Origin of the sequence: Sphingopyxis indica (genome assembly GCF_032879645.1) — a bacterium.
Lineage (GTDB): Bacteria > Pseudomonadota > Alphaproteobacteria > Sphingomonadales > Sphingomonadaceae > Sphingopyxis > Sphingopyxis indica.
This window is the reverse complement of the sequence record NZ_CP076394.1, coordinates 3,715,752-3,733,884: the sequence shown is the minus strand read 5'-3', so window position 1 is coordinate 3,733,884 and position 18,133 is coordinate 3,715,752. Positions and strand designations below refer to the sequence as shown.

18 protein-coding genes, 1 tRNA gene and 1 pseudogene are annotated in these 18,133 nt (G+C 66.6%); 6 read left to right on the top strand and 14 right to left on the bottom strand.

The window, feature by feature from the left end; all coding sequences use genetic code 11:
* Positions 1 to 147 precede the first annotated feature (147 nt).
* The 9 genes from KNJ79_RS17570 to KNJ79_RS17530 all read right to left on the bottom strand — a co-directional run bounded on the left by KNJ79_RS17570 (position 148) and on the right by KNJ79_RS17530 (position 7,016).
* Positions 148 to 855 carry an endonuclease/exonuclease/phosphatase family protein gene (locus KNJ79_RS17570; RefSeq protein WP_317152053.1) on the bottom strand — a complete coding sequence of 236 codons (708 nt, stop codon included), beginning with the start codon at positions 853 to 855 and terminating at the stop codon, positions 148 to 150.
* A gap of 163 nt (positions 856 to 1,018) precedes the next feature.
* The gene (locus tag KNJ79_RS17565) at positions 1,019 to 1,231 is read right to left on the bottom strand and encodes a putative signal transducing protein (RefSeq protein WP_089215763.1); all 213 of its coding nucleotides are present in this window, start codon (positions 1,229 to 1,231) and stop codon (positions 1,019 to 1,021) included.
* Positions 1,231 to 1,809 (bottom strand): pyridoxamine 5'-phosphate oxidase family protein, encoded by a 579-nt coding sequence (locus tag KNJ79_RS17560; protein ID WP_317152052.1) that lies wholly within the window; start codon positions 1,807 to 1,809, stop codon positions 1,231 to 1,233. The genes KNJ79_RS17565 and KNJ79_RS17560 overlap by 1 nt, the downstream gene beginning before the upstream one ends.
* 217 nt (positions 1,810 to 2,026) lie before the next feature.
* Positions 2,027 to 2,443 carry a hypothetical protein gene (locus KNJ79_RS17555; RefSeq protein ID WP_317152051.1) on the bottom strand — a complete coding sequence of 139 codons (417 nt, stop codon included), beginning with the start codon at positions 2,441 to 2,443 and terminating at the stop codon, positions 2,027 to 2,029.
* A 98-nt stretch (positions 2,444 to 2,541) separates the two neighbouring features.
* A complete protein-coding gene (locus tag KNJ79_RS17550; RefSeq protein ID WP_317152050.1) occupies positions 2,542 to 3,777 on the bottom strand; it encodes a hypothetical protein in 1,236 nt (411 codons plus the stop codon).
* 146 nt (positions 3,778 to 3,923) lie between these two features.
* Positions 3,924 to 5,351 carry a metalloprotease TldD gene (gene tldD, locus KNJ79_RS17545; protein ID WP_317152049.1) on the bottom strand — a complete coding sequence of 476 codons (1,428 nt, stop codon included), beginning with the start codon at positions 5,349 to 5,351 and terminating at the stop codon, positions 3,924 to 3,926.
* 165 nt (positions 5,352 to 5,516) lie between these two features.
* A complete protein-coding gene (locus tag KNJ79_RS17540; RefSeq protein ID WP_317152048.1) occupies positions 5,517 to 6,077 on the bottom strand; it encodes a DUF4402 domain-containing protein in 561 nt (186 codons plus the stop codon).
* A 98-nt stretch (positions 6,078 to 6,175) separates the two neighbouring features.
* Complete coding sequence (locus tag KNJ79_RS17535) at positions 6,176 to 6,385, bottom strand: zinc-finger domain-containing protein (protein WP_089215757.1); 210 nt, start codon at positions 6,383 to 6,385, stop codon at positions 6,176 to 6,178.
* Between the two features lie 70 nt (positions 6,386 to 6,455).
* On the bottom strand, positions 6,456 to 7,016 hold the full coding sequence (locus tag KNJ79_RS17530; protein WP_317152047.1) for a DUF4402 domain-containing protein: 561 nt from the start codon (positions 7,014 to 7,016) through the stop codon (positions 6,456 to 6,458).
* A gap of 109 nt (positions 7,017 to 7,125) precedes the next feature.
* Here KNJ79_RS17530 and KNJ79_RS17525 point away from each other — a divergent pair, with 109 nt between their 5' ends.
* Entirely contained in the window at positions 7,126 to 8,046 is a 921-nt protein-coding gene (locus tag KNJ79_RS17525; RefSeq protein WP_317152046.1) for an ABC transporter ATP-binding protein, read from the top strand.
* Positions 8,047 to 8,054: 8 nt separating this feature from the next.
* Here KNJ79_RS17525 and KNJ79_RS17520 read toward each other — a convergent pair whose 3' ends face one another.
* Positions 8,055 to 8,969 (bottom strand): alpha/beta hydrolase family esterase, encoded by a 915-nt coding sequence (locus KNJ79_RS17520; RefSeq protein ID WP_317152045.1) that lies wholly within the window; start codon positions 8,967 to 8,969, stop codon positions 8,055 to 8,057.
* A 257-nt stretch (positions 8,970 to 9,226) separates the two neighbouring features.
* Between KNJ79_RS17520 and nadB the strand changes: the two genes are divergently transcribed.
* The 3 genes and pseudogenes from nadB to KNJ79_RS17505 all read left to right on the top strand — a co-directional run.
* A complete protein-coding gene (gene nadB, locus KNJ79_RS17515) occupies positions 9,227 to 10,816 on the top strand; it encodes an L-aspartate oxidase (RefSeq protein ID WP_317152044.1) in 1,590 nt (529 codons plus the stop codon).
* A gap of 72 nt (positions 10,817 to 10,888) precedes the next feature.
* Positions 10,889 to 11,233 (top strand): GxxExxY protein, encoded by a 345-nt coding sequence (locus tag KNJ79_RS17510; RefSeq protein ID WP_317152043.1) that lies wholly within the window; start codon positions 10,889 to 10,891, stop codon positions 11,231 to 11,233.
* Between the two features lie 22 nt (positions 11,234 to 11,255).
* Positions 11,256 to 11,408: pseudogene (locus tag KNJ79_RS17505) on the top strand (GxxExxY protein); the annotation flags it as partial.
* A gap of 44 nt (positions 11,409 to 11,452) precedes the next feature.
* Here KNJ79_RS17505 and KNJ79_RS17500 read toward each other — a convergent pair.
* Positions 11,453 to 12,646 carry a M20 metallopeptidase family protein gene (locus KNJ79_RS17500; RefSeq protein WP_317153946.1) on the bottom strand — a complete coding sequence of 398 codons (1,194 nt, stop codon included), beginning with the start codon at positions 12,644 to 12,646 and terminating at the stop codon, positions 11,453 to 11,455.
* Between the two features lie 5 nt (positions 12,647 to 12,651).
* Positions 12,652 to 13,830, bottom strand: a complete 1,179-nt coding sequence (locus KNJ79_RS17495) for an acyl-CoA dehydrogenase family protein (RefSeq protein ID WP_317152042.1) — start codon at positions 13,828 to 13,830, stop codon at positions 12,652 to 12,654.
* Between the two features lie 363 nt (positions 13,831 to 14,193).
* Between KNJ79_RS17495 and KNJ79_RS17490 the strand changes: the two genes are divergently transcribed.
* On the top strand, positions 14,194 to 15,477 hold the full coding sequence (locus tag KNJ79_RS17490) for a dipeptidase (protein WP_317152041.1): 1,284 nt from the start codon (positions 14,194 to 14,196) through the stop codon (positions 15,475 to 15,477).
* A 98-nt stretch (positions 15,478 to 15,575) separates the two neighbouring features.
* Here KNJ79_RS17490 and KNJ79_RS17485 read toward each other — a convergent pair whose 3' ends face one another.
* Entirely contained in the window at positions 15,576 to 16,868 is a 1,293-nt protein-coding gene (locus KNJ79_RS17485; RefSeq protein WP_317152040.1) for an FAD-dependent oxidoreductase, read from the bottom strand.
* A gap of 184 nt (positions 16,869 to 17,052) precedes the next feature.
* Here KNJ79_RS17485 and KNJ79_RS17480 point away from each other — a divergent pair.
* Positions 17,053 to 17,126: transfer RNA gene (locus KNJ79_RS17480), tRNA-Gln, on the top strand.
* A 148-nt stretch (positions 17,127 to 17,274) separates the two neighbouring features.
* Here the strand turns inward: KNJ79_RS17480 and KNJ79_RS17475 are convergent.
* Positions 17,275 to 18,129 carry an SMP-30/gluconolactonase/LRE family protein gene (locus KNJ79_RS17475; protein WP_317152039.1) on the bottom strand — a complete coding sequence of 285 codons (855 nt, stop codon included), beginning with the start codon at positions 18,127 to 18,129 and terminating at the stop codon, positions 17,275 to 17,277.
* Positions 18,130 to 18,133: the final 4 nt, after the last annotated feature.

The following is an 18,133-nucleotide window of genomic DNA, read 5'->3' as shown; positions in this document are numbered from 1 at the left end:
TTTTGCTAATGGCATCGTGCTGCGCTGCAACAGCCGTGCCAATTGATGCAGCGGGTTGCGAATATTAATATTTTATGACGTAAGCGAGCTTGATAGACGAAGAATCGTTCGCTTTATAGGCAGGGCGCGCGCCATTTTGCACAATTTTTAGGCATTGTGCGTTTCGGTCCGAAAGCGCGCCCAGATCGGCAGATGGTCGGACGCGCGCAGGGCGAGCGCGCTCTGATGCACCCCCGCGTCGACGGGCTCGAGCTCGGGCGAGGCGAAGATCCGGTCGAGCCGCGCGACGGGGCGGCGGCTGTGAAAGCTGTGCCCGGTGTCGACGAGGCGGTGATCCGTGCCGAAATCGGCGAGGCAGCCGCCGCGATTGCGCCATTCGTTGCAGTCGCCCATCAGAATCGTCGGCAGATTTTCGCCCGCGTCGACATGATCGAGGATCGCGCGCGCCTGATGGCGGCGGCGCAGTCCCGAAATGTCGAGGTGCATCCCGACGACGCGCAGCCGCGTGCCATCGACGCACACCGTCGCCGCGACCGCACCGCGCGGCTCGAGCGTCGGCAGGTGCAGCGCATGGCTTTCCTCGACCTCCACCCCCTTGCGAACGAGCAGGGCATTGCCGTGCCACCCTATCGCATGTGCGCGACCATCGAGCAGATCGACCGGCACATAGTCGCTATGCTCTTCGAACATATAGGGCGGAATCGCGCTGGCACGCGTGCCGAAGCGGCGGTCGGCCTCCTGCAAGGCGACGATGTCGGCGTCGAGTTCGCCGAGCACCGCGAGCACGCGCCCCGGATCGCGGCGCCGGTCGAGCCCGATGCCCTTGCGCATATTATAGCTGGCGACCTTGATCATGGGGAGAAAGGACTGTCCTTCGGCTGTTCCGATGCAAATGACGAACGGGAGGAAACCGGGTTGCCTCCATGCCCGTCATTGCGAGCGCAGCGAAGCAATCCAGAGCGGTTTACGCAACCCTGGATTGCTTCGTCGCTTCGCTCCTCGCAATGACGACGGATATTCAGCCCGCGCCGAATTCTTCCATCAACGCCTGCGCCTCGGCCAGATCCTCGTCGAGCACCATCACGCGCACGGGGATCATCAGTCCGACGCTTTCGGCGATGTTCATCCCCGCGTCGAAGCAGACCGCGTGGACGCCCGCACTTTCGAGCCGGCCGCGCAGCAACTCGGCCTCGACCCCGTTCGGCAGCCGCACCAGCTCGACCAGCGGCATCAGGCGTCGGCGCCTTCGGTCTCACCCGCGATATAGCGGTCGGTCGGGCGCGTCGGCAGCCCGTCGATGCTGCGATTGCGGGCCTTGAACTTCTCGGTCCATTCGGCGGGATCGGCCTGGCGGTGATATTTCTGCAGCGTGCCCCGCTCTTCGACCAGCTCCATCCGCGGCACGCCCCAGCCGCAGCTCGTCTGCACGCTGTCGATGTCGATCACGAAAATCTGACGCGTGCCCGGAAGCAAGGTGAAGGCGCGCGCGACCTCCTGCCATTCGGCATCCTGCGGCAGCACCGCGCGGCCGCGGCCATAGAGGCGAAGGATCAGCGCGCTGCGGTCGAAGGCGCAGAACATGATCGTGATGCGCCCGTCGGCGGCGAGGTGCGCGTGCGTCTCGTTCCCCGACCCGCCGAGATCGAGATAGGCGACCCGGCGCTCCGAAAATATTTTGAAGCTGTCGGCATAGCCCTTGGGCGACAGGTTGATCCGCCCTTCGGCCGCCGCGGTCGCGGTGAAAAAGACCGGCTGCGCCTCGATGAAGGCGATATGCTTGTCGGTCAGCGCGTCGAAAAATTCGGCCATGGTCGATGCTCCGGCAGGTTCGGCTCCCGCCCTATCACCAATTGCGGCCCTCTTCCATCGCCGCCGCTTCGCCGGCCCGCGACGCGCGCCCGAGCGGCGGGCGACGCCTGAAGACTCCCCAAGGCCTCACCCCATGCGAATATATCTGCAAATGCTGAACACCCCAGCCAGATCGCTTCAACCTAAATCCGCACCATCAAATGCCGGGATCAAACATCTAGCCAGCGGGCTTGTCCTTGTCGGCAAGGCGATAGGGCACGAACTCGCCGAGCGAGACGAAGCCTGTGTACATATGGCTGTTGCGGTCGTGCAGTTCGATCGTGTCGATCGAGCACAGGCGGGTGCTGTTGAGCTTGGTGACCAGAATATCGTCGTCGTCGAGCGATTCGGCACCGCTTCTCGGCCGATTGACCCACAGCGTGCTGCCGATGCGATAGACGATCGCCGTCTTGTCGATCACCTCGGAACTCGATGCGGCGGGCAGCGAGATGCAATCCTGCGGTTCGCCGGCGACGCGGCCCTCGAGCATCTTGCTCAACTTCGCTTCGCCGGTGAGCTTTTCCTTTGCCGCGGCGGGTGCCGACAACGCTCCCAACAGCGAAGCGGACAACAGAACAGCGATTATCGGACGCATGGTTCGACTCCCTTGCAAAATGGTCTCACCCTTGCGGCGAGCATATCATGTTGCAGCGAGTGGTTGCTGATTATTTTGCGGTCCGATACCCCGCGCGCTCAGCAGGCTTCGGGCGGCAGCGGGATGCCGAGCGGGCCCTTGCACTTCTTTTTCCTGGGTTTCTCGGCGGGCGTCGCAGCGTCACCACCGCCCGAACCCATGCCCGCGAAGTCGGCGCCGATCATCAGCGCCGTGTGCGAGCGGAAGCGGACCTTCGCGGTCCAGTCGATGTCCCACACGGCATTGCCCGCAGGCTTCGGCGGATAGGCGAAATTGGCCTCGGGGCCGAAAGCGTTCAAATTGCCGAACATCATCTCGCCTGCGGCCTTCCTGACCTCGGCGGGAATCGCGCAGCTCGTCTGCGTCGGCGGCATCACGACCTTCTGGCCGACGAGCTTCGCGACCGTCGCGGGCGGCAGCCAGTCCCACAGGCCGCCGCCGAATTCGCGTGCGTTGCTGCTCGTCCACCAGACGATATCGCCGCCGGCGTCGCCGCGGTCCACGCCGCCGAACGCCCAGGCGACATAGCCGGTCGCGGGCGCGAGCTGGTTCCAGCGCAGCAGCACCGATCCGTCGCCCTGCATCGTGGTCTGCGCGTTGAGCGCGGGCATATAATCCTGTGCGAGCGTGAAGCTGATGTCCGATCCGACGTTGCTCGCGACACGGTGCGCGCCGAGCAGCGAGGCATCGGCGGGCGGCACCTTTGCCGACTTGTTGTTCGGCCAGGCGGCATAGCTCTTGCTGTTCGTTGTCATAACCTCGCGCACACGCGGCACCGTCGTCGTGAAGAGGTTCGGCGGCATCTGCCCCGCCGCGAGCTTCGAAAAGTCGATGATGACGGGCTGGCCCGGCCCTGCCTTGGCGCCGCAGCCCCAGAAGAGCAGCATCCGCCCCTTGGGCCGCTCGAAATTCTGCGGCATTTCGTCGCTTTCCTCGCGCGGCATATATTTGCCGGGCTCGGGGCCGAGCAGCGGCACCGACTTGCCGAGCTTCGCCTGCGGCTCGAAATAATGCTCGCCGCGCACCGGCGGGTTCGACGGCGCCTGGTTCGAGCCGAGGCGGAGGTCGAGCGTATGGACGACTTTCCCCTCGGGGCCGCCGCCGAACATCATCCCCATCGCGCTGCCGAGCCCCGGCTTTCCTCCGCCCGCAGTCATCGCCGCGAAGCCCGAGGCGGTCGCGGCATCCATTTCATAGCGTTCCTTCGGCCCCGTCGTCCTCTGCGCCGAGCCGGGAACGGCGGCGAGCGTGGCGGCGAGAGCGGAAAGCGAAACCAGTCGCAGAATCGAGCGCATGCAATCCTCCCCTGTGGCCGGAAAGCTCCGGCGGATGTGCGGCCCGAATCTGTTGTTGTCGTTATGCGCCTATACGCTGGCGCGGCGGGAGCGCCAAGCCAATGACGTCGATCACACTCCCCCGTTTTGCGTCGCGAAAGCGAATATTACGCCGTGCCGCCCACCGTCAGCCCGCTGACCAGCAGTGTCGGCTGGCCGACGCCCGCGGGGACGCTCTGGCCGCCCTTGCCGCACACGCCTATGCCCTCGTCGAGCGCCATGTCGTTGCCGATTCCGGTCACCTTGGTGAGCACGCTCGGCCCGTCGCCGATCAGCGTCGCGCCCTTGATCGGGTCGCCGAGCCTGCCATTCTCGATCCTGTAGGCCTCGGTGCAGGAAAAGACGAATTTGCCCGAGACGATATCGACCTGACCGCCGCCGAAGCTCTTTGCGAAAATGCCCGATTTGACCCGGCTCAGCAGCTCGGCGGGATCGTCGCCGCCGCCGCGCATGAAGGTGTTGGTCATCCGCGGCATCGGCGCATGGGCAAAGCTCTCGCGGCGGCCGTTGCCGGTCGGCTCGACCCCCATCAGCCGCGCGTTGAGGCGGTCCTGCATATAGGCCTTCAGGATGCCGTCCTCGATCAGGATATTCTCCTGCGTCGGCGTGCCTTCGTCGTCGATGCTGAGCGAACCGCGCCGCTGGAGGATGCTGCCGTCGTCGATCACGGTGACGCCGGGCGCGGCGACGCGCTCCCCGATGCGGCCCGAAAAGGCGCTCGTGCCCTTGCGGTTGAAATCGCCCTCGAGCCCGTGGCCTACGGCCTCGTGGAGCAGCACGCCGGGCCAGCCGGGGCCGAGCAGCACGGTCATTTCGCCCGCGGGCGCATCGACCGCGCGCAGGTTGACGAGCGCCTGCGCCAGCGCTTCGTCGATCGCGCGGTTCCACTGACCCTCTTCGAAGAGATGATCGTACATATAGCGGCCGCCGAGGCCGAAATAGCCGCTCTCGCGCCGCCCATTCTCCTCGACCACGATCGAGACGTTCAGGCGGACGAGCGGGCGGATGTCGGTGGCGAGGAAGCCGTCGGCGCGGACGATTTCGACCACCGACCAGCTGCCGGCGAGCGCGACCGACACCTGCGCGACGCGCGGGTCGCGGGCGCGCGCGGCGGCGTCGATCTTTTGGCAAAGCTCGACCTTCTTCGCGAAGGGCACGAGGTCGAGCGGATTCGCCTCGTCGTAGAGATGGCGGTTGGTGCGCGCGGGCGGCCCGGCGGGCGGCGCCTTGGCCGGGTCGAGCAGCGCGAGCGTTTCTGCGGCGCGGCGGATCGCCGGCGCGCTGATGTCGCTCGCATGGGCAAAACCCGTCATCTCGCCCGATACCGCGCGCAACCCGAAGCCCGCGTCGGTCGAATAGTCGGCGGTCTTGAGCCGCCCGTCGTCGAAGCCGAAGCTCTCGGTCGCGCGATATTGCAGATAGAGCTCGCCGTCGTCGGCCTTGGCAAGCGCGTCGCGCGCAAGTGCCTGCGCAAGATCGGGGTCGAGCGCGTCGGCGCGGTAGAGGAAGCTGCGGGGATCGGTGGGGCTGTTCATCGGGTCGATATAGGGGCGTGCCGTGGTGTGCGCAAACGGCGTTCGTCATTGAGTGCGCGGATTGTCGGGCGGTAGTCGGACGAAGGCATTGGGATGGGGAGCGGACGGTCCTCCCCCTCCCGTGCCGGGGAGGACCTTTACGACCGCAATCGCCCGTTCCCGGACCTACAGATAATTGACCGTCAGCGTGAAGGTGCCGCTATAGTCGCCCGCGGGCTGGTTGGCGGGGACGGTCAGCGTGCCGCCGACATAATAGGTCTGCACGCCGCTCGGGAACAAGATCGCACTCGCGCCGAGCAAGGCGGTGCCGCCGCCGTTCGTCGTCGCGGCGCGGGTCAGCGTCGCGGTCATCGGCGCGGCACCGCCGCCGGCGCGCGCCAATGTGGCCGAATTGCTGCCGCTGACGAAGAGCAGCAGGAAGCCGCCGGTTCCCTGAAACACTGCGCGCTGCTCGCCGGCGCCCACCGGGGTCACGCTGCCGCTCGTGCTGCGCGCGCCGGTGACCGGGTCGATCGTCACCGTGCCGCCGGTCGCGCCGCTTGCGAGTGTTCCGAAGTCGAGATCGCCGGTTTTGATCAGGGTGTTCGGGCGGATCACTGCCGCATTGGCGGTGCTGCTCTGGTCGGCCGCCTGCGCCGGCGCCGCGATGGTGCCGGCTGCGAGCGCTGCAATGAAGGCGAGGCGGCGTATCGTCGCGCCGCGGCCGCTGGTCCCTTGAATCCCCACGATTCCGCTCCTGTCTGGCACAGCTTATGCCAGCGGCGGGTGAGTCGATGATGCACGGCTATGGTAAAGGCGCGCTTTACCTTTGACGGCTCACGCGCTCATTCGTGGTCGGCGACCCCGCCGATGAGGACGAAACGCCGGTCGCAATAGCCGCAGTCGACGAAGCCGTCTTCGGGGTCGATTTCGAGCCAGACGCGCGGGTGGCCGAGCGCGACATCGGCGAGCCCGTCGCCGGTGCCGTCGCAGGCGATGCGGGTCTGGGTGACGCGGAGCGTTTCGGGCGCGGGGGCGGGGACAGGCTGGGTCATCGAAGGCGCCCATAGCAAGCGGCTCGCGCCTCGGCAATCGGCTGCGGACAGAGCCTGCGCTGCGGGGCCGTCACAGGTAGTTCAGGGTGATCGTGAACGTCCCGCTATAGTCGCCGGGGGCCTGATTCGCGTTGACGTAGAGCGTCGCGCCGACCGGGAAATTATAGTTGCCGAGCGGCGCGCCGATGCGAAAGCGGACGGGGCTGGTCGACAGGATCGCGGTCGGCGTGCTGCCGATCTCGAAATCGCGGACGCGCATCCGCTGCCCGGGCCCGGTGATCCAGATGTTGTGCGGTGACAGCGCGATATTGACCTGGCGGTTGTAGGTGCCGAGCCCCGCGAAGCGCGCAGGCTCGGCGTTGCCGCCTGCAAGCGCTGCTCCGCCGCTCGCGCTGCGGGTGCCGTCGGGCGCGATACGCACCGTGCCCGCGGTGTTCGACGCGATGATGCTCCCGAAGTCGAGGTCGTTGACCTTGAAGAAGGAGAGCGGCCGCAGCACGATCGCCTCGGCGTCGCCATTGGCTGCCGTTTGGGCATGGGCCGGCGCGCCGACGGCGATCGCCGTCGGAAGCGCGCAGGCGGCGATGCCGTGCAGCAGGCGCTGCGGGATTTTGCTGTGTCTGGTCCTCACGCTGCCCCTGCTAGCGGCGAGGCGCAAAAATATGTTTAACGCGGGGGCCGCACACCCGAAAGGCGCGAGCCTCTTTCGTCCCGCCGCCGCCGCCGCTATGAGAGCCGCCATGACCGAAGCCGCGATCCGCATCGACTCCGTTTCCAAAATCTATGCAGGCGGCAAGCAGGCGCTCGACGATGTGAGCTTCGACGTGCCGCGCGGCCAGATTTTCGGACTGCTCGGCCCCAATGGCGCGGGCAAGTCGACGCTGATCAACATCCTCGCGGGGCTCGTCAACAAGACCGGCGGGCACGCGAGCATCTGGGGCTTCGACATCGACGCCGATCCGCGCAACGCCAAATATTCGATCGGCATCGTGCCGCAGGAAATCGTCTTCGATCCCTTTTTCACGCCGTTCGAGACGCTCGAGAATCAGGCGGGGCTCTATGGCGTGCCGAAGGACAAGCGGATTTCGGACGCGCTGCTCGCCGCGGTGCATCTGACCGACAAGCGCGATGCCTATGCCCGCACCTTGTCGGGCGGGATGAAGCGCCGCCTGCTCGTCGCCAAGGCGATGGTGCATTCGCCGCCGATCATCGTCCTCGACGAGCCGACCGCGGGGGTCGATATCGAGCTGCGCCAGCAGCTGTGGGACTATGTGCAGGGCCTCAACGACCGCGGCGTCACCGTCGTGCTGACGACGCATTATCTGGAAGAAGCCGAGGAGCTTTGCGACCGCATCGCGATCATCAACCACGGCAAGCTGATCGCGAACAAGCCGACGCGCGAACTGGTCGACATGGCGCGCGAGAAAATCGTCGTGGTGACGCTCGACGAGGATGTGACGATGCTGCCCGAGCATCCCGCTTTCGACAAGATCGAGCGCGAGGGGACACGCGGCCTCGCGATCAGCTATAACAAGGATCGCATGAACGCCGGCGAGGTGCTCGCCGCAGTGGGTGCGATGGGGCACCATATCGTCGACGTGTCGACGCGCGAGGCCGACCTCGAGGATGTGTTCCTCAACCTGACGCGCAGCGCGGCGTAAGATTCGCCCTACCGCCGGTAGCGCGCGAAGAAGGTCCACATCGCTTCATTGTCGGCGACCCATTCGTGGCCGCGGCCCGCGACGATCCGCCCCGCGACGCGCGCGTCGCCGCGGCAGTTCGAATAGATTTGCTCTTCGGCGGTGCCGGAGACAGTGAAGATCTGCGGGCCGATGCGGCACCCATCGAGTTCCGCCCAGCGTGCGAGCGCGGTCGCCATCGAATATTGCCAATAGCCGGCGCCGCCGCCCGCGACGGGGTTGGTCGTGTCGTCGCTGCCCGCAAAGGCATAGACGGGAACCGCCTTCTTCGGCCGGCAGGTTGCAGGGTCGGGGCGCTGCGGATCGTCCGCCGAAGGATTGCCCGCGCGCAGCCCGACGACGGGCGCGATCGCCGCGAAGCGGTCTGCCGCAACGCAGCCGAGCCACGAGGTCATGCGTCCGCCGCCCGACAGGCCGGTCGCATAGACGCGCGCGGCATCAATGCACTTTTGCGCCGCGAGCCAGTCGATCGCGGCGGTCAGGTAAGCGACGTCGTCGGGATCGTCGGCGGCCGGCACCGCGCCGGTGACGGTGGGCACGCCGGGGATGTTCCAGACGAAGCCCTTGCCCGCGGGAATGCCGGCATCGGGCGCGGCGAGCAGAAAGCCATGATGGTCCGAGGTCGCGGCGAGTCCCGAATAGTCGAGCATTTCCTGCCCGTTGCTCGTGCTGCCGTGGAGGAGGAAAACGAGCGGCAGATCGCGGATATGGCGCACGCCGACCGGGATATGGATCAGCATCGACCGCCCGGTGCCCGCGACCGCGACGCGCTGCGTCGTTCCCGGCGCGCCGAGGGGGCAGGCGGGCGCCGCGAGCGCGGGCGCGGCGAGCGCGGCGAGGCCGAGGAACAGGGCGAGGCGGGAAAACAGGAGAAAAAGGGGCATCGAGACATCCCAATTGGCAGCGCAAATGCGCGGATTGTTCCTGACGGTGTGTCCCCGCGAAGGCGGGGATCCATCTCCGCTCGGCGCAAAATGGAACCGATGGGAGATGGGCTCCCGCCTTCGCGGGAGCACACGCTGCGCTCAAAACGGCTTTGGCATAGGCGAGCGGACGACCCTGCGGCAAGCGCGCACATCGAATTGAACCGCCGCCGCTTTCGCGTATAGGTGCGCGCTTCGAAGGCCGAGAGGAACCTGCCTTGCCTACCCATATCGCGCAGCACGACGTCATCATCATCGGCTCTGGTGCCGCAGGATTGACCGCCGCGATCAGCCTCGCCGACCATTGCCGCGTGCTCGTGCTCGCCAAGGGCAATCTGACGGGCGGCTCGACGGCATGGGCGCAGGGCGGCATCGCCGCGGTGCTCGACGCGGGAGACACCTTCGAAAACCATATCGAGGATACGATGGTCGCGGGCGCGGGGCTCAACCGGCGCGAGACGGTCGAGTTCGTGGTCGAGAACGCCCCGCACGCGATCGAGCGGCTGATCGAGATGGGGGTCGCCTTCAACAAGGAGGAAGGCGCGCTCCACCTGACGCGCGAGGGCGGGCATTCGCACCGGCGGATCGTCCATGTCGACGACGCGACCGGCTGGGCGGTGCAGGCGGCGCTGCTCCAGACCGCCGAGGCGCATCCGAACATCACCTTGCTTCCCGGGCAGGCGTGCATCGACCTCATCACCGGGCGCCACGAGGCGCGCTACTCGGGGTCGGGGCGCGTGTGGGGGGTCTATGCGCTCGACGAGGCGAGCGGCAAGGTCCACGCGCATGTCGGGCGCGCGACGATCCTCGCGAGCGGCGGCGCGGGGCGCGTCTATCAATTCTCGACCGCGCCGAGGGGCGCGACGGGCGACGGCATCGCGATGGCGTGGCGTGCGGGTGCGCGGGTCAGCAACATGGAGATGATGCAGTTCCACCCGACCTGCCTCTATAATCTTGAGGTCAAGAATTTCCTCATTACCGAGGCGGTGCGCGGCGAGGGCGGACTGCTCAGGCATCCGGTGACGGGGCGCCGCTATATGCCCGATTATGACGCGCGCGCCGAACTCGCCCCGCGCGACATCGTCGCGCGCGCGAACGACGACCAGATCAAGCGCTACGGCCTCGACTATGTCCATCTCGACATCAGTCACAAGGACCCCGATTTCGTCGCGGGGCATTTCCCGAACATCTACGACAAGCTGCTCGGCCTCGGCATCGACATGACGAAACAGCCGATCCCGGTGGTGCCGGCGCAGCATTATACCTGCGGCGGGGTGCTGATCGACCTCGCCGGGCGCACCGACCTGCCGGGCCTCTATGCCGCGGGCGAAGTGACCGAAAGCGGTCTCCACGGCGCGAACCGCCTTGCCTCGAACAGCCTGCTCGAATGCTTCGTTTTCGGCGAGGCGGCGGCGAAGGACATCGTCGCGCGCTGGGACGCGCTCGAACCGCCGCCCGCGATCCGCGCGTGGGACGAAAGCCGTGTCACCGATTCGGACGAGGAAGTCGTCATCAAGCAGAACTGGACCGAGATCCGCCGCTTCATGTGGAATTATGTCGGCATCGTCCGCACGACCAAGCGTCTCGAACGCGCGCAGCACCGCATCAAGATGATGACCGATGAGGTCGAGGATTATTACGGCCACTTCCGCGTCACCACCGACCTGATCGAGCTACGCAACCTGCTGCAATGCGCCGACCTGATCGTCAGAAGCGCGCTCCACCGCAAGGAAAGCCGCGGGCTCCACTACACGCTCGACTATCCCGACACGCTGCCGGAGGCGGCCGATACGGTGCTGGTGCCGTGAGGGTCGAGTAGAGAATATCTCACGCAAAGGCGCAAAGAAGGGGGCGTGTTGGAGATCGAGGAATTGGCCCGCATGGCCGTCGACTGCGGCTTCCATCTCCACAAGAATCTGGGGCCGGGTCTGCTTGAATCGGTTTACGAAGCGATCATGGCCGATCAGCTCGCTCGCCGCGGGCTGACTATCGAGCGGCAAGCGCCGATCCCGATCCGTTATGACGGCGTGCAATTGCCCGAGGGCTTTCGCGCCGACCTTCTGATCGAGGGGAAATTGCTCGTTGAACTAGAGCATCGTGCCGGAAATCTGCACCGTTTCCCCGAGCGAAGACGAGGGGCTCTGCCGAGCGAAGTCGAGGCTGCGACGCTGCGGTTCTCGCTCTGCTCGAACGAGCCCCTCGTCTTCGCTCGGGGATGCGGATGATTCAGATTTCGCGCAATTTGCTCTAAAATCGGTCGAGCGGCTTTCGCCGCTCCATGGAAAGCAGGTCCTGACCTATCTTCGCCTGCTGGATTTGCCGCTTGGACTACTCATCAACTTTGGTGGCGAGACCTTCAAGGAAGGGGTCCGGCGCGTGGCTAACAATCATCGCTGCTGAAGCTCCCTTCTTTGCGCCTTTGCGCCTTTGCGTGAGATCATTTCCTATCCAAACCCCTCAGTCAAAAACCGCTCTGCCAACGCCGCATGGAGCGCGGCGCCGCGGGCCATGACGCTCTCGTCGAGGACCATGCGGTTCGAATGGAGGCCGCAGCAGCTTCGCCAGTCGCTCCCCGCCTCGCTCGCGCCGAGCCAGAACATCGCGCCGGGGACTTTTTCGAGGACATAGGCGAAATCCTCCGCCCCCATCACCGGATTGTCCATCGTCAGCCAGGCGTCCTCGCCGAAGGTTTCTTCGACGACCCCCTGCCCGAAGGCGACCGCGCGGGCGTCGCAGACGGTGACGGGGAAACCTTCCTCGATCTGCACTTCGGCGGTGCAGCCATGCGCTTCGGCGATCGCGGGGGCGAGGCGCTTCAACTCGCGCGCGACCATCGCACGGCGTTCGGGCGACAGTGTGCGGATCGTGCCGGTCATCTCGGCACTTTCGGGGATGATATTGTTCGTCGTCCCCGCCGCGATCTTCGCGATGGTGACGACCGCGGGATCGAAGACCGAGATTTTGCGCGTCACCATCGTCTGGATCGCCGAGACGATCTCGCACGCGACGGGGATCGGGTCGATCGTATCCTGCGGCATCGAGGCGTGGCCGCCGGCGCCCTTGACCGAGATGTTGAGCACGTCGGACGAGGCGAGCAGCGGCCCCGCGCGCCCCGCGAAGATGCCGTGCGGCGCGTTGGGCATGATATGGAGCGCGAAGGCGGCGTCGGGGAGCGGGTCGATCAACCCGTCGCCCAGCATGAAGCGCGCGCCATGATGCCCCTCTTCGCCCGGCTGGAACATGAACATCACCGTGCCGGGCAGACGGTCGCGCGCGGCGCACAGCAGTTTCGCCGCGCCGACGAGCATCGCGACATGGGTGTCGTGCCCGCACGCGTGCATCGCACCGCTGGTCTCGGAGCTGAAGTCGAGCCCCGTATCCTCGACCAGCGGCAGCGCATCCATGTCGCCGCGCAGCAGCACGGTGCGCCCGTTCGCGGGCCCGCGCAGGATCGCGATCAGCCCCGTGGTCGACGGCCCCTCGCGCAATTCGAGCGGCAGCCCGGCGAGTGCATCCTTGATCTTCGCGAGCGTCTTGGGGGTCTGGAGGCCGAGTTCGGGCTCGCGATGAATCGCGCGGCGCAGGGTCACCAGGTCGCCCAAAAGCGTTTCGGCCTCGGCGGGCCAGCTTGCAGTCATTTCGTTCACGTCTTTCCTCCGCCGAATAATTGCCGTCCGGCCAAGTCTAGCATGATTTCCTCGCTGCCGCCGCCGATCGCGTTGACGCGGACTTCGCGGTAGATGCGTTCGACCTTGCTGCCGGTGATGTAGCTCGCGCCGCCGAGGATTTGTGCTGCCTCGCGCGCGACGGCCTCGAGCATCCGGGTCGCCTGCACCTTGAGCATCGCGAAGTCGGCGGGGCGATCCTTGCCCTCCTTCACCTGCCACGCGCAGAGGTCGACCCACGCCTGCGTCGCTTCGATCTGGCGCTCCATGTCGGCGAGCTTGATGCGGATCGACTGATGGCCGACGAGCGGACGCCCAAAGGTCTCGCGGTTCTTCGCCCATTCGGCCGCCTCGGCCATCGCGACGCGGGCGTAGGCGCAGCAACCCATCGCCATGCCGAGCCGCTCCGAATTGAAATTGCGCATGATGCCGATGAAGCCGCCATTCTCCGGCCCGATCAGGTTTGCCGCCGGCACGCGCACATCGCTGAAATGGATCGCCGCGGTGTCGCTGCAGCGCCAGCCCATCTTGTCGAGCCGGCTGCGCTCGACGCCGGGCGTGCCCATGTCGATCAGCAGCAGCGAGATGCCCGCCGCGCCCGGCCCGCCGGTGCGCACCGCGCAGGTCAGCCAGTCGGCGCGCATGCCGCTGGTGATGAACATCTTGCCGCCGTTGACGACATAATGATCGCCTTCTCTCACTGCGGTCGTCTTGAGGTTGGCGACGTCGCTGCCGCCGCCCGCTTCGGTGATACCGAGTGCGATGATCTTCTCGCCCGCGAGCACCGGCGGCGCAACGCGCTGCTTGAGCTCCTCCGATCCGAGCGCGAGGATCGGCGGCAGGCCGATGCCATGCGTCATCAGCGATGCGCCGAGCCCGCCCGCGCCGACCGCGGCCAGCTCCTCGGTGACGACGAGGCTGTGGAAATTGTCGAATCCCTCGCTGTGTCCGCCATATTGCTCGGGATAGCGCAGCCCCAATATGCCCGCCTCGGCCGCCTTCCGGTGCAGTTCGCGCGGAAGCTCCCCCTCGGCTTCCCACCGGTCGATATGGGGCGCGATCTCGCGTTCGACGAAGCGGCGGACGCTCTGCGCGAGCGCGTCGTGGGTTTCGTCATAATAGGGAGAGCGGGCGCGCCAGTCGTCGAATGCTGTCATGCGCGCGATGCTGCGCGCGATTGACGTTAACGTCAAGTTGGGCCGCGCCTGAGGCGCCGTTTCGGTCTCACGCGAAGGCGCAAAGGAGAAAGAAAAAGAGGACTCGCACAAAGGCACGAAGGCACGAAGAGGGTGGATTGCGCCTGGCCTGTTGTGGGCGACCCGCGCGACGCGCCACTTCGTTAATCGCCTGCGGCGACAGGGTCGCGCGCGCTGTTCGATGCCCTCTTTGTGCCTTTGTGTCTTTGTGCGAGATTATTCTTCTTCGCGCCTTCGCGTGAATCCTATTGACGCGACCTGTCGGTCTCGGCCCCGGCGGCGGCGGGCTTGCGCGCCGCCGCCGACCGGCTAGGTTCGCCGTCCATGAAAAGACCTCATCAGCTCGCCGGCCTCGCCGCCTTCGCCCTCTTCGCCAGCTCCGCCGCAGCACAGCAATCGCCCGAGGCGGTGGCCGAAGCCGCGCTCCGGGCCGCGCCGGTGTTCGACGGACACAACGACGTGCCGTGGGCGCTGCGCGGGCGGGTGCATAACGTCATCAACGATTTCGATTTCGTCGATACGACCGACACCGCGACGCCCGATGGCGATCCGCCGCGCGCTGCGATGCACACCGACCTCCAGCGGCTGCGCAAGGGGCATGTCGGCGCGCAATTCTGGTCGGTCTATGTCCCGTCGAACGACGACGAAGCCGAAGCTGTGCAGCAGACGATCGAACAGATCGACGTCGCGAAGCGGCTGATCGCGCGCTACCCGAAGCAGATGATGCTCGCGTCGAACGCCGCCGAGCTGGAGCAAGCGATGAAGGCGGGCAAGGTCGCCGGAATGCTCGGCATGGAGGGCGGGCATTCGATCGGCTCGTCGCTCGCGGTGCTGCGCCAGATGTATGCGCTCGGCGCGCGCTATATGACGCTGACCCACGGCAGGAACACACCCTGGGCCGACAGCGCGACCGACGCGCCGGCGCACGACGGGCTCACCCCTTTCGGCGAGCAGGTGGTGCGCGAGATGAACCGCATCGGCATGATCGTCGATCTGAGCCACGTGAGCCCCGCGACGATGAAGGACGCGCTGCGGGTCGCAAGGGCGCCGGTGATGTTCAGCCATTCGGGCGCGCGCGGCGTCGCCGACCATCCGCGCAACGTCCCCGACGATGTGCTGCCGCTCGTCAAGGCGAACGGCGGCATCGTGATGGTGGTGCTCTATGCGGCCTTTCTCGATCCCGAGCTGCGCGCGCACGGGCTCGACCGGACGGCGGCGAAGGCGCGGTTCGACGCGCAACATCTAGGCGACCCGGCGGGTGCGGCGGCGGCGCTGAAGGCGTGGGACGCGGCGCACCCGGCGCCGCAGGTGCCGATCGCGCGCGCCGCCGACCATATCGACCATATCAAGGGTGCGATCGGCATCGACCATATCGGCATCGGCGGCGATTACGACGGGATGGACGCCACCCCGGTCGGGATGGAGGATGTCACAGGCTATCCGGCGCTGTTCGCCGAACTGGCGCGGCGCGGCTACAGCCGGTCCGACCTCGAAAAGATCACGAGTGGCAACATGCTGCGTGTGCTGAAGATGGTCGAAGCCTATGCCGACACGCAGGCGGGTCACCCGCCGATCGAGACGCCGGTCGCGGACAAGGCCGCCGACTAGAGTGCGTTCGGTTTTGATGGAATCAAAACCGGCACTCTAGAGTCTTGTTTTTCCGTGATTTCCGAGCCGTGAAATGTTTCATTTCACTCGAAATCACTTCAGCGCCCGATCGCGGCGAGCATCGCCTCGATACTGACGAATTTTTCGCGCGGCGCGCCCTCGATCGCGGCCCTGACCTCGGCCTCCTCGATCCGCCGCCAGTCGCGGAAAGTCACGGGCGTCGCGCCGCGGCTCGCGAGCAGCGCGTCGAGCCCCGGACGCCCCGGCTTGCCCGCGCCGCGCCCGATGTCGCCGAGCACCAGTTCGGCAACGCGCGCGCCGTCGGGCTTGTTGGTGCCGATCGTCCCCGTCGGCCCGCGCCGCGCCCAGCCGACGCAATAGAGGCCGGGCAGGATGCGTCCCTCGTCGTTGGCGAAGCGGCCGCGGCCGTGCTCATAGGGGACGCCGGGGATCGGCGGGGTCTGATAACCGATACAGCTGATCACCAGCCCCGCGTCGATCGCATAGGTTTCGCCGGTGCCGCGACTGCGCAGATCGGCGTCGAGTTCGGTCTTCTCGACGATCACGCGCTCGACGCGGCCGTCGCCCTCGATGGCGACGGGGCTGGCGAAAAAGTCGAAGTCGATCGTCACCGGCTTGGCGACCGGGTTCGCGGCAAAGTCGCGCAGATGCGTGACCGACTTGCGCATTCCGGGCTCGAGCAGCGCATCGTCGCCCTCGGGCGGCAGGTCGGCGGGGTCGACGCGCGGGCTCGCGCGGTCGAGATGGCCGAGTTCGCCCAGTTCCTTCGGCGTCATCGCGATCTGATGCGGCCCGCGGCGGCCGAGGATATGGATTTCGCGCACCCCGCTATGCGCTAGCGCGTCGCGCGCATGGGCGACGATGTCGCTCCCCGCGAACTCGGCGGGCGACTTGGCAAGGATGCGCGCGACGTCGAGCGCGACATTGCCGTTGCCGATCACCGCGACGCCGGGCGCGCCCAGCGGCGGGTCGAGATCGGCGAAATCGGGATGCCCGTTGTACCAGCCGACGAAAGCGGCGCTACCGATCACCCCCGGCAGGTCGGCGCCGGCTATGCCGAGCGGGCGGTCGTTCGGCGCCCCGGTCGCGAGCACGACCGCGTCATAGAGCGACAGCAATTCGTCGATCGACACGTCCTCGCCGACCGCGACATGGCCGACGAAGCGGACATTGTCGGTCAGCGCGACGCCCTCATAGCGGCGCGACACCGCCTTGATCGACTGGTGATCGGGCGCGACGCCGGTGCGGATCAGGCCATAGGGGACGGGCAGGCGGTCGATCACGTCCACCGTGATTTCGTCGGCCTTCTGCAAGGTTTCGGCGGTATAATAGCCCGCCGGACCCGACCCGACGATCGCGACATGACGCATCAGTCCACCTCCATCCCGGGTGCCTGCGCGCGGGCGCGCGGCCCCTTTTCTTGTAACCGTCGATGCTAGCGGCGAAATACATCAGGGCAAGCGGGCATGTGCGACAAGCCGGCGGTTCCCTTCCAGATGGCGCCCGCTACCCCCTTGACCGGCGCAATCGCGCCGACTATCTGGCGCCCCTCACTGCCCCGTCGTCTAATGGTAAGACTACGGATTCTGATTCCGTCTATCGAGGTTCGAATCCTCGCGGGGCATCCAGATTTTTCATCTATTTTCAATATCTTAATGCGTGGGATGCGGTGTGTGCGCTGCGTTTCCGGTTTGTGGGAACGCGCCGCGTTTCCGGCGCATTCTGGTCAGTGGCGGCGATTCCCGGCGGCTGTCCAAGGGAAACGCGACGCAGGCCTCACCCTTGATAAATGCCCGTGGGATTGCCGCGAACGCCGCTGTCGATTTCGAAGAGCGCGCCATCGAATTCCGAGGCGGGGAGACCGGTAGCCGCCGACGTCACGAACATGCGGTCGAGCCGGTCACCGGCGAATGTGATGTTGGTCACGCGCTGAGCGGGGAGCGGAATCGTCCGATCGAGCCGGCCATCGGGCGCGAAGCGGCTGATGCGCGCGCCGTCCCAATGCGCGACCCACAGAAAGCCTTCGGCGTCGCAGGTCATTCCGTCGGGGTAGCCGTCGCTTTCCCCGAACCGGATGAAAGGCGTCTTTCCGCCGATCTTCGTTTCGTCGGCCTCGAACCGATAGACGGTACGGAGCGCCGTGTCGGCGTGGTAGAGCCACCGGCCGCACGGGGAGAAGGCCGGGCCGTTGGGGACCATATAGCCGCTGTCCACGACATGACAGGCGCCATCGGGCGATAGGCGATAGAGCGATCCGCGCGCCTCTTCTTCGGCCATGTCCATCGTGCCGCACCAGATCGCGCCCATGCGATCGGCCTTGCCGTCGTTCATGCGATTGCCGGGCAGGTGGGGTTCGGGATCGTAGATAGGCGCGATGTCCGGAGGGGCGAGCGAGATCCGGCCGAAGCCGCTCTGGAACCCGCCGATCAGTTCGCCTTGCCGGTTTTCCACAACCCAGCCCAGCGGCTCGGGCATGTCCCAGCGCTCGATCGCGGCGTCGGCGAGCGACAGCCGGTTGAGCGCCGGCGCGAGGATGTCGACCCAATAGACCGCATTTTCGCGTGCGCTCCACAGCGTGCCTTCGCCCAGACTGTCCCGAACCTCGCGTTCGATCTTGCGCCACCGGCCCAATCGG

Bases quoted from the DNA above. Each gene is read 5' to 3' on its own strand.
- KNJ79_RS17570 (WP_317152053.1), bottom strand. From the start codon at position 855: ATGATCAAGGTCGCCAGCTATAATATGCGCAAGGGCATCGGGCTCGAC.
- KNJ79_RS17500 (WP_317153946.1), bottom strand. From the start codon at position 12,646: ATGACTGCAAGCTGGCCCGCCGAGGCCGAAACGCTTTTGGGCGACCTG.
- KNJ79_RS17495 (WP_317152042.1), bottom strand. From the start codon at position 13,830: ATGACAGCATTCGACGACTGGCGCGCCCGCTCTCCCTATTATGACGAA.
- KNJ79_RS17525 (WP_317152046.1), top strand. From the start codon at position 7,126: ATGACCGAAGCCGCGATCCGCATCGACTCCGTTTCCAAAATCTATGCA.
- KNJ79_RS17565 (WP_089215763.1), bottom strand. From the start codon at position 1,231: ATGCCGCTGGTCGAGCTGGTGCGGCTGCCGAACGGGGTCGAGGCCGAG.
- KNJ79_RS17510 (WP_317152043.1), top strand. From the start codon at position 10,889: ATGGCCGTCGACTGCGGCTTCCATCTCCACAAGAATCTGGGGCCGGGT.
- tldD (WP_317152049.1), bottom strand. From the start codon at position 5,351: ATGAACAGCCCCACCGATCCCCGCAGCTTCCTCTACCGCGCCGACGCG.
- KNJ79_RS17550 (WP_317152050.1), bottom strand. From the start codon at position 3,777: ATGCGCTCGATTCTGCGACTGGTTTCGCTTTCCGCTCTCGCCGCCACG.
- KNJ79_RS17520 (WP_317152045.1), bottom strand. From the start codon at position 8,969: ATGCCCCTTTTTCTCCTGTTTTCCCGCCTCGCCCTGTTCCTCGGCCTC.
- KNJ79_RS17535 (WP_089215757.1), bottom strand. From the start codon at position 6,385: ATGACCCAGCCTGTCCCCGCCCCCGCGCCCGAAACGCTCCGCGTCACC.
- KNJ79_RS17560 (WP_317152052.1), bottom strand. From the start codon at position 1,809: ATGGCCGAATTTTTCGACGCGCTGACCGACAAGCATATCGCCTTCATC.
- KNJ79_RS17485 (WP_317152040.1), bottom strand. From the start codon at position 16,868: ATGCGTCATGTCGCGATCGTCGGGTCGGGTCCGGCGGGCTATTATACC.
- KNJ79_RS17490 (WP_317152041.1), top strand. From the start codon at position 14,194: ATGAAAAGACCTCATCAGCTCGCCGGCCTCGCCGCCTTCGCCCTCTTC.
- KNJ79_RS17555 (WP_317152051.1), bottom strand. From the start codon at position 2,443: ATGCGTCCGATAATCGCTGTTCTGTTGTCCGCTTCGCTGTTGGGAGCG.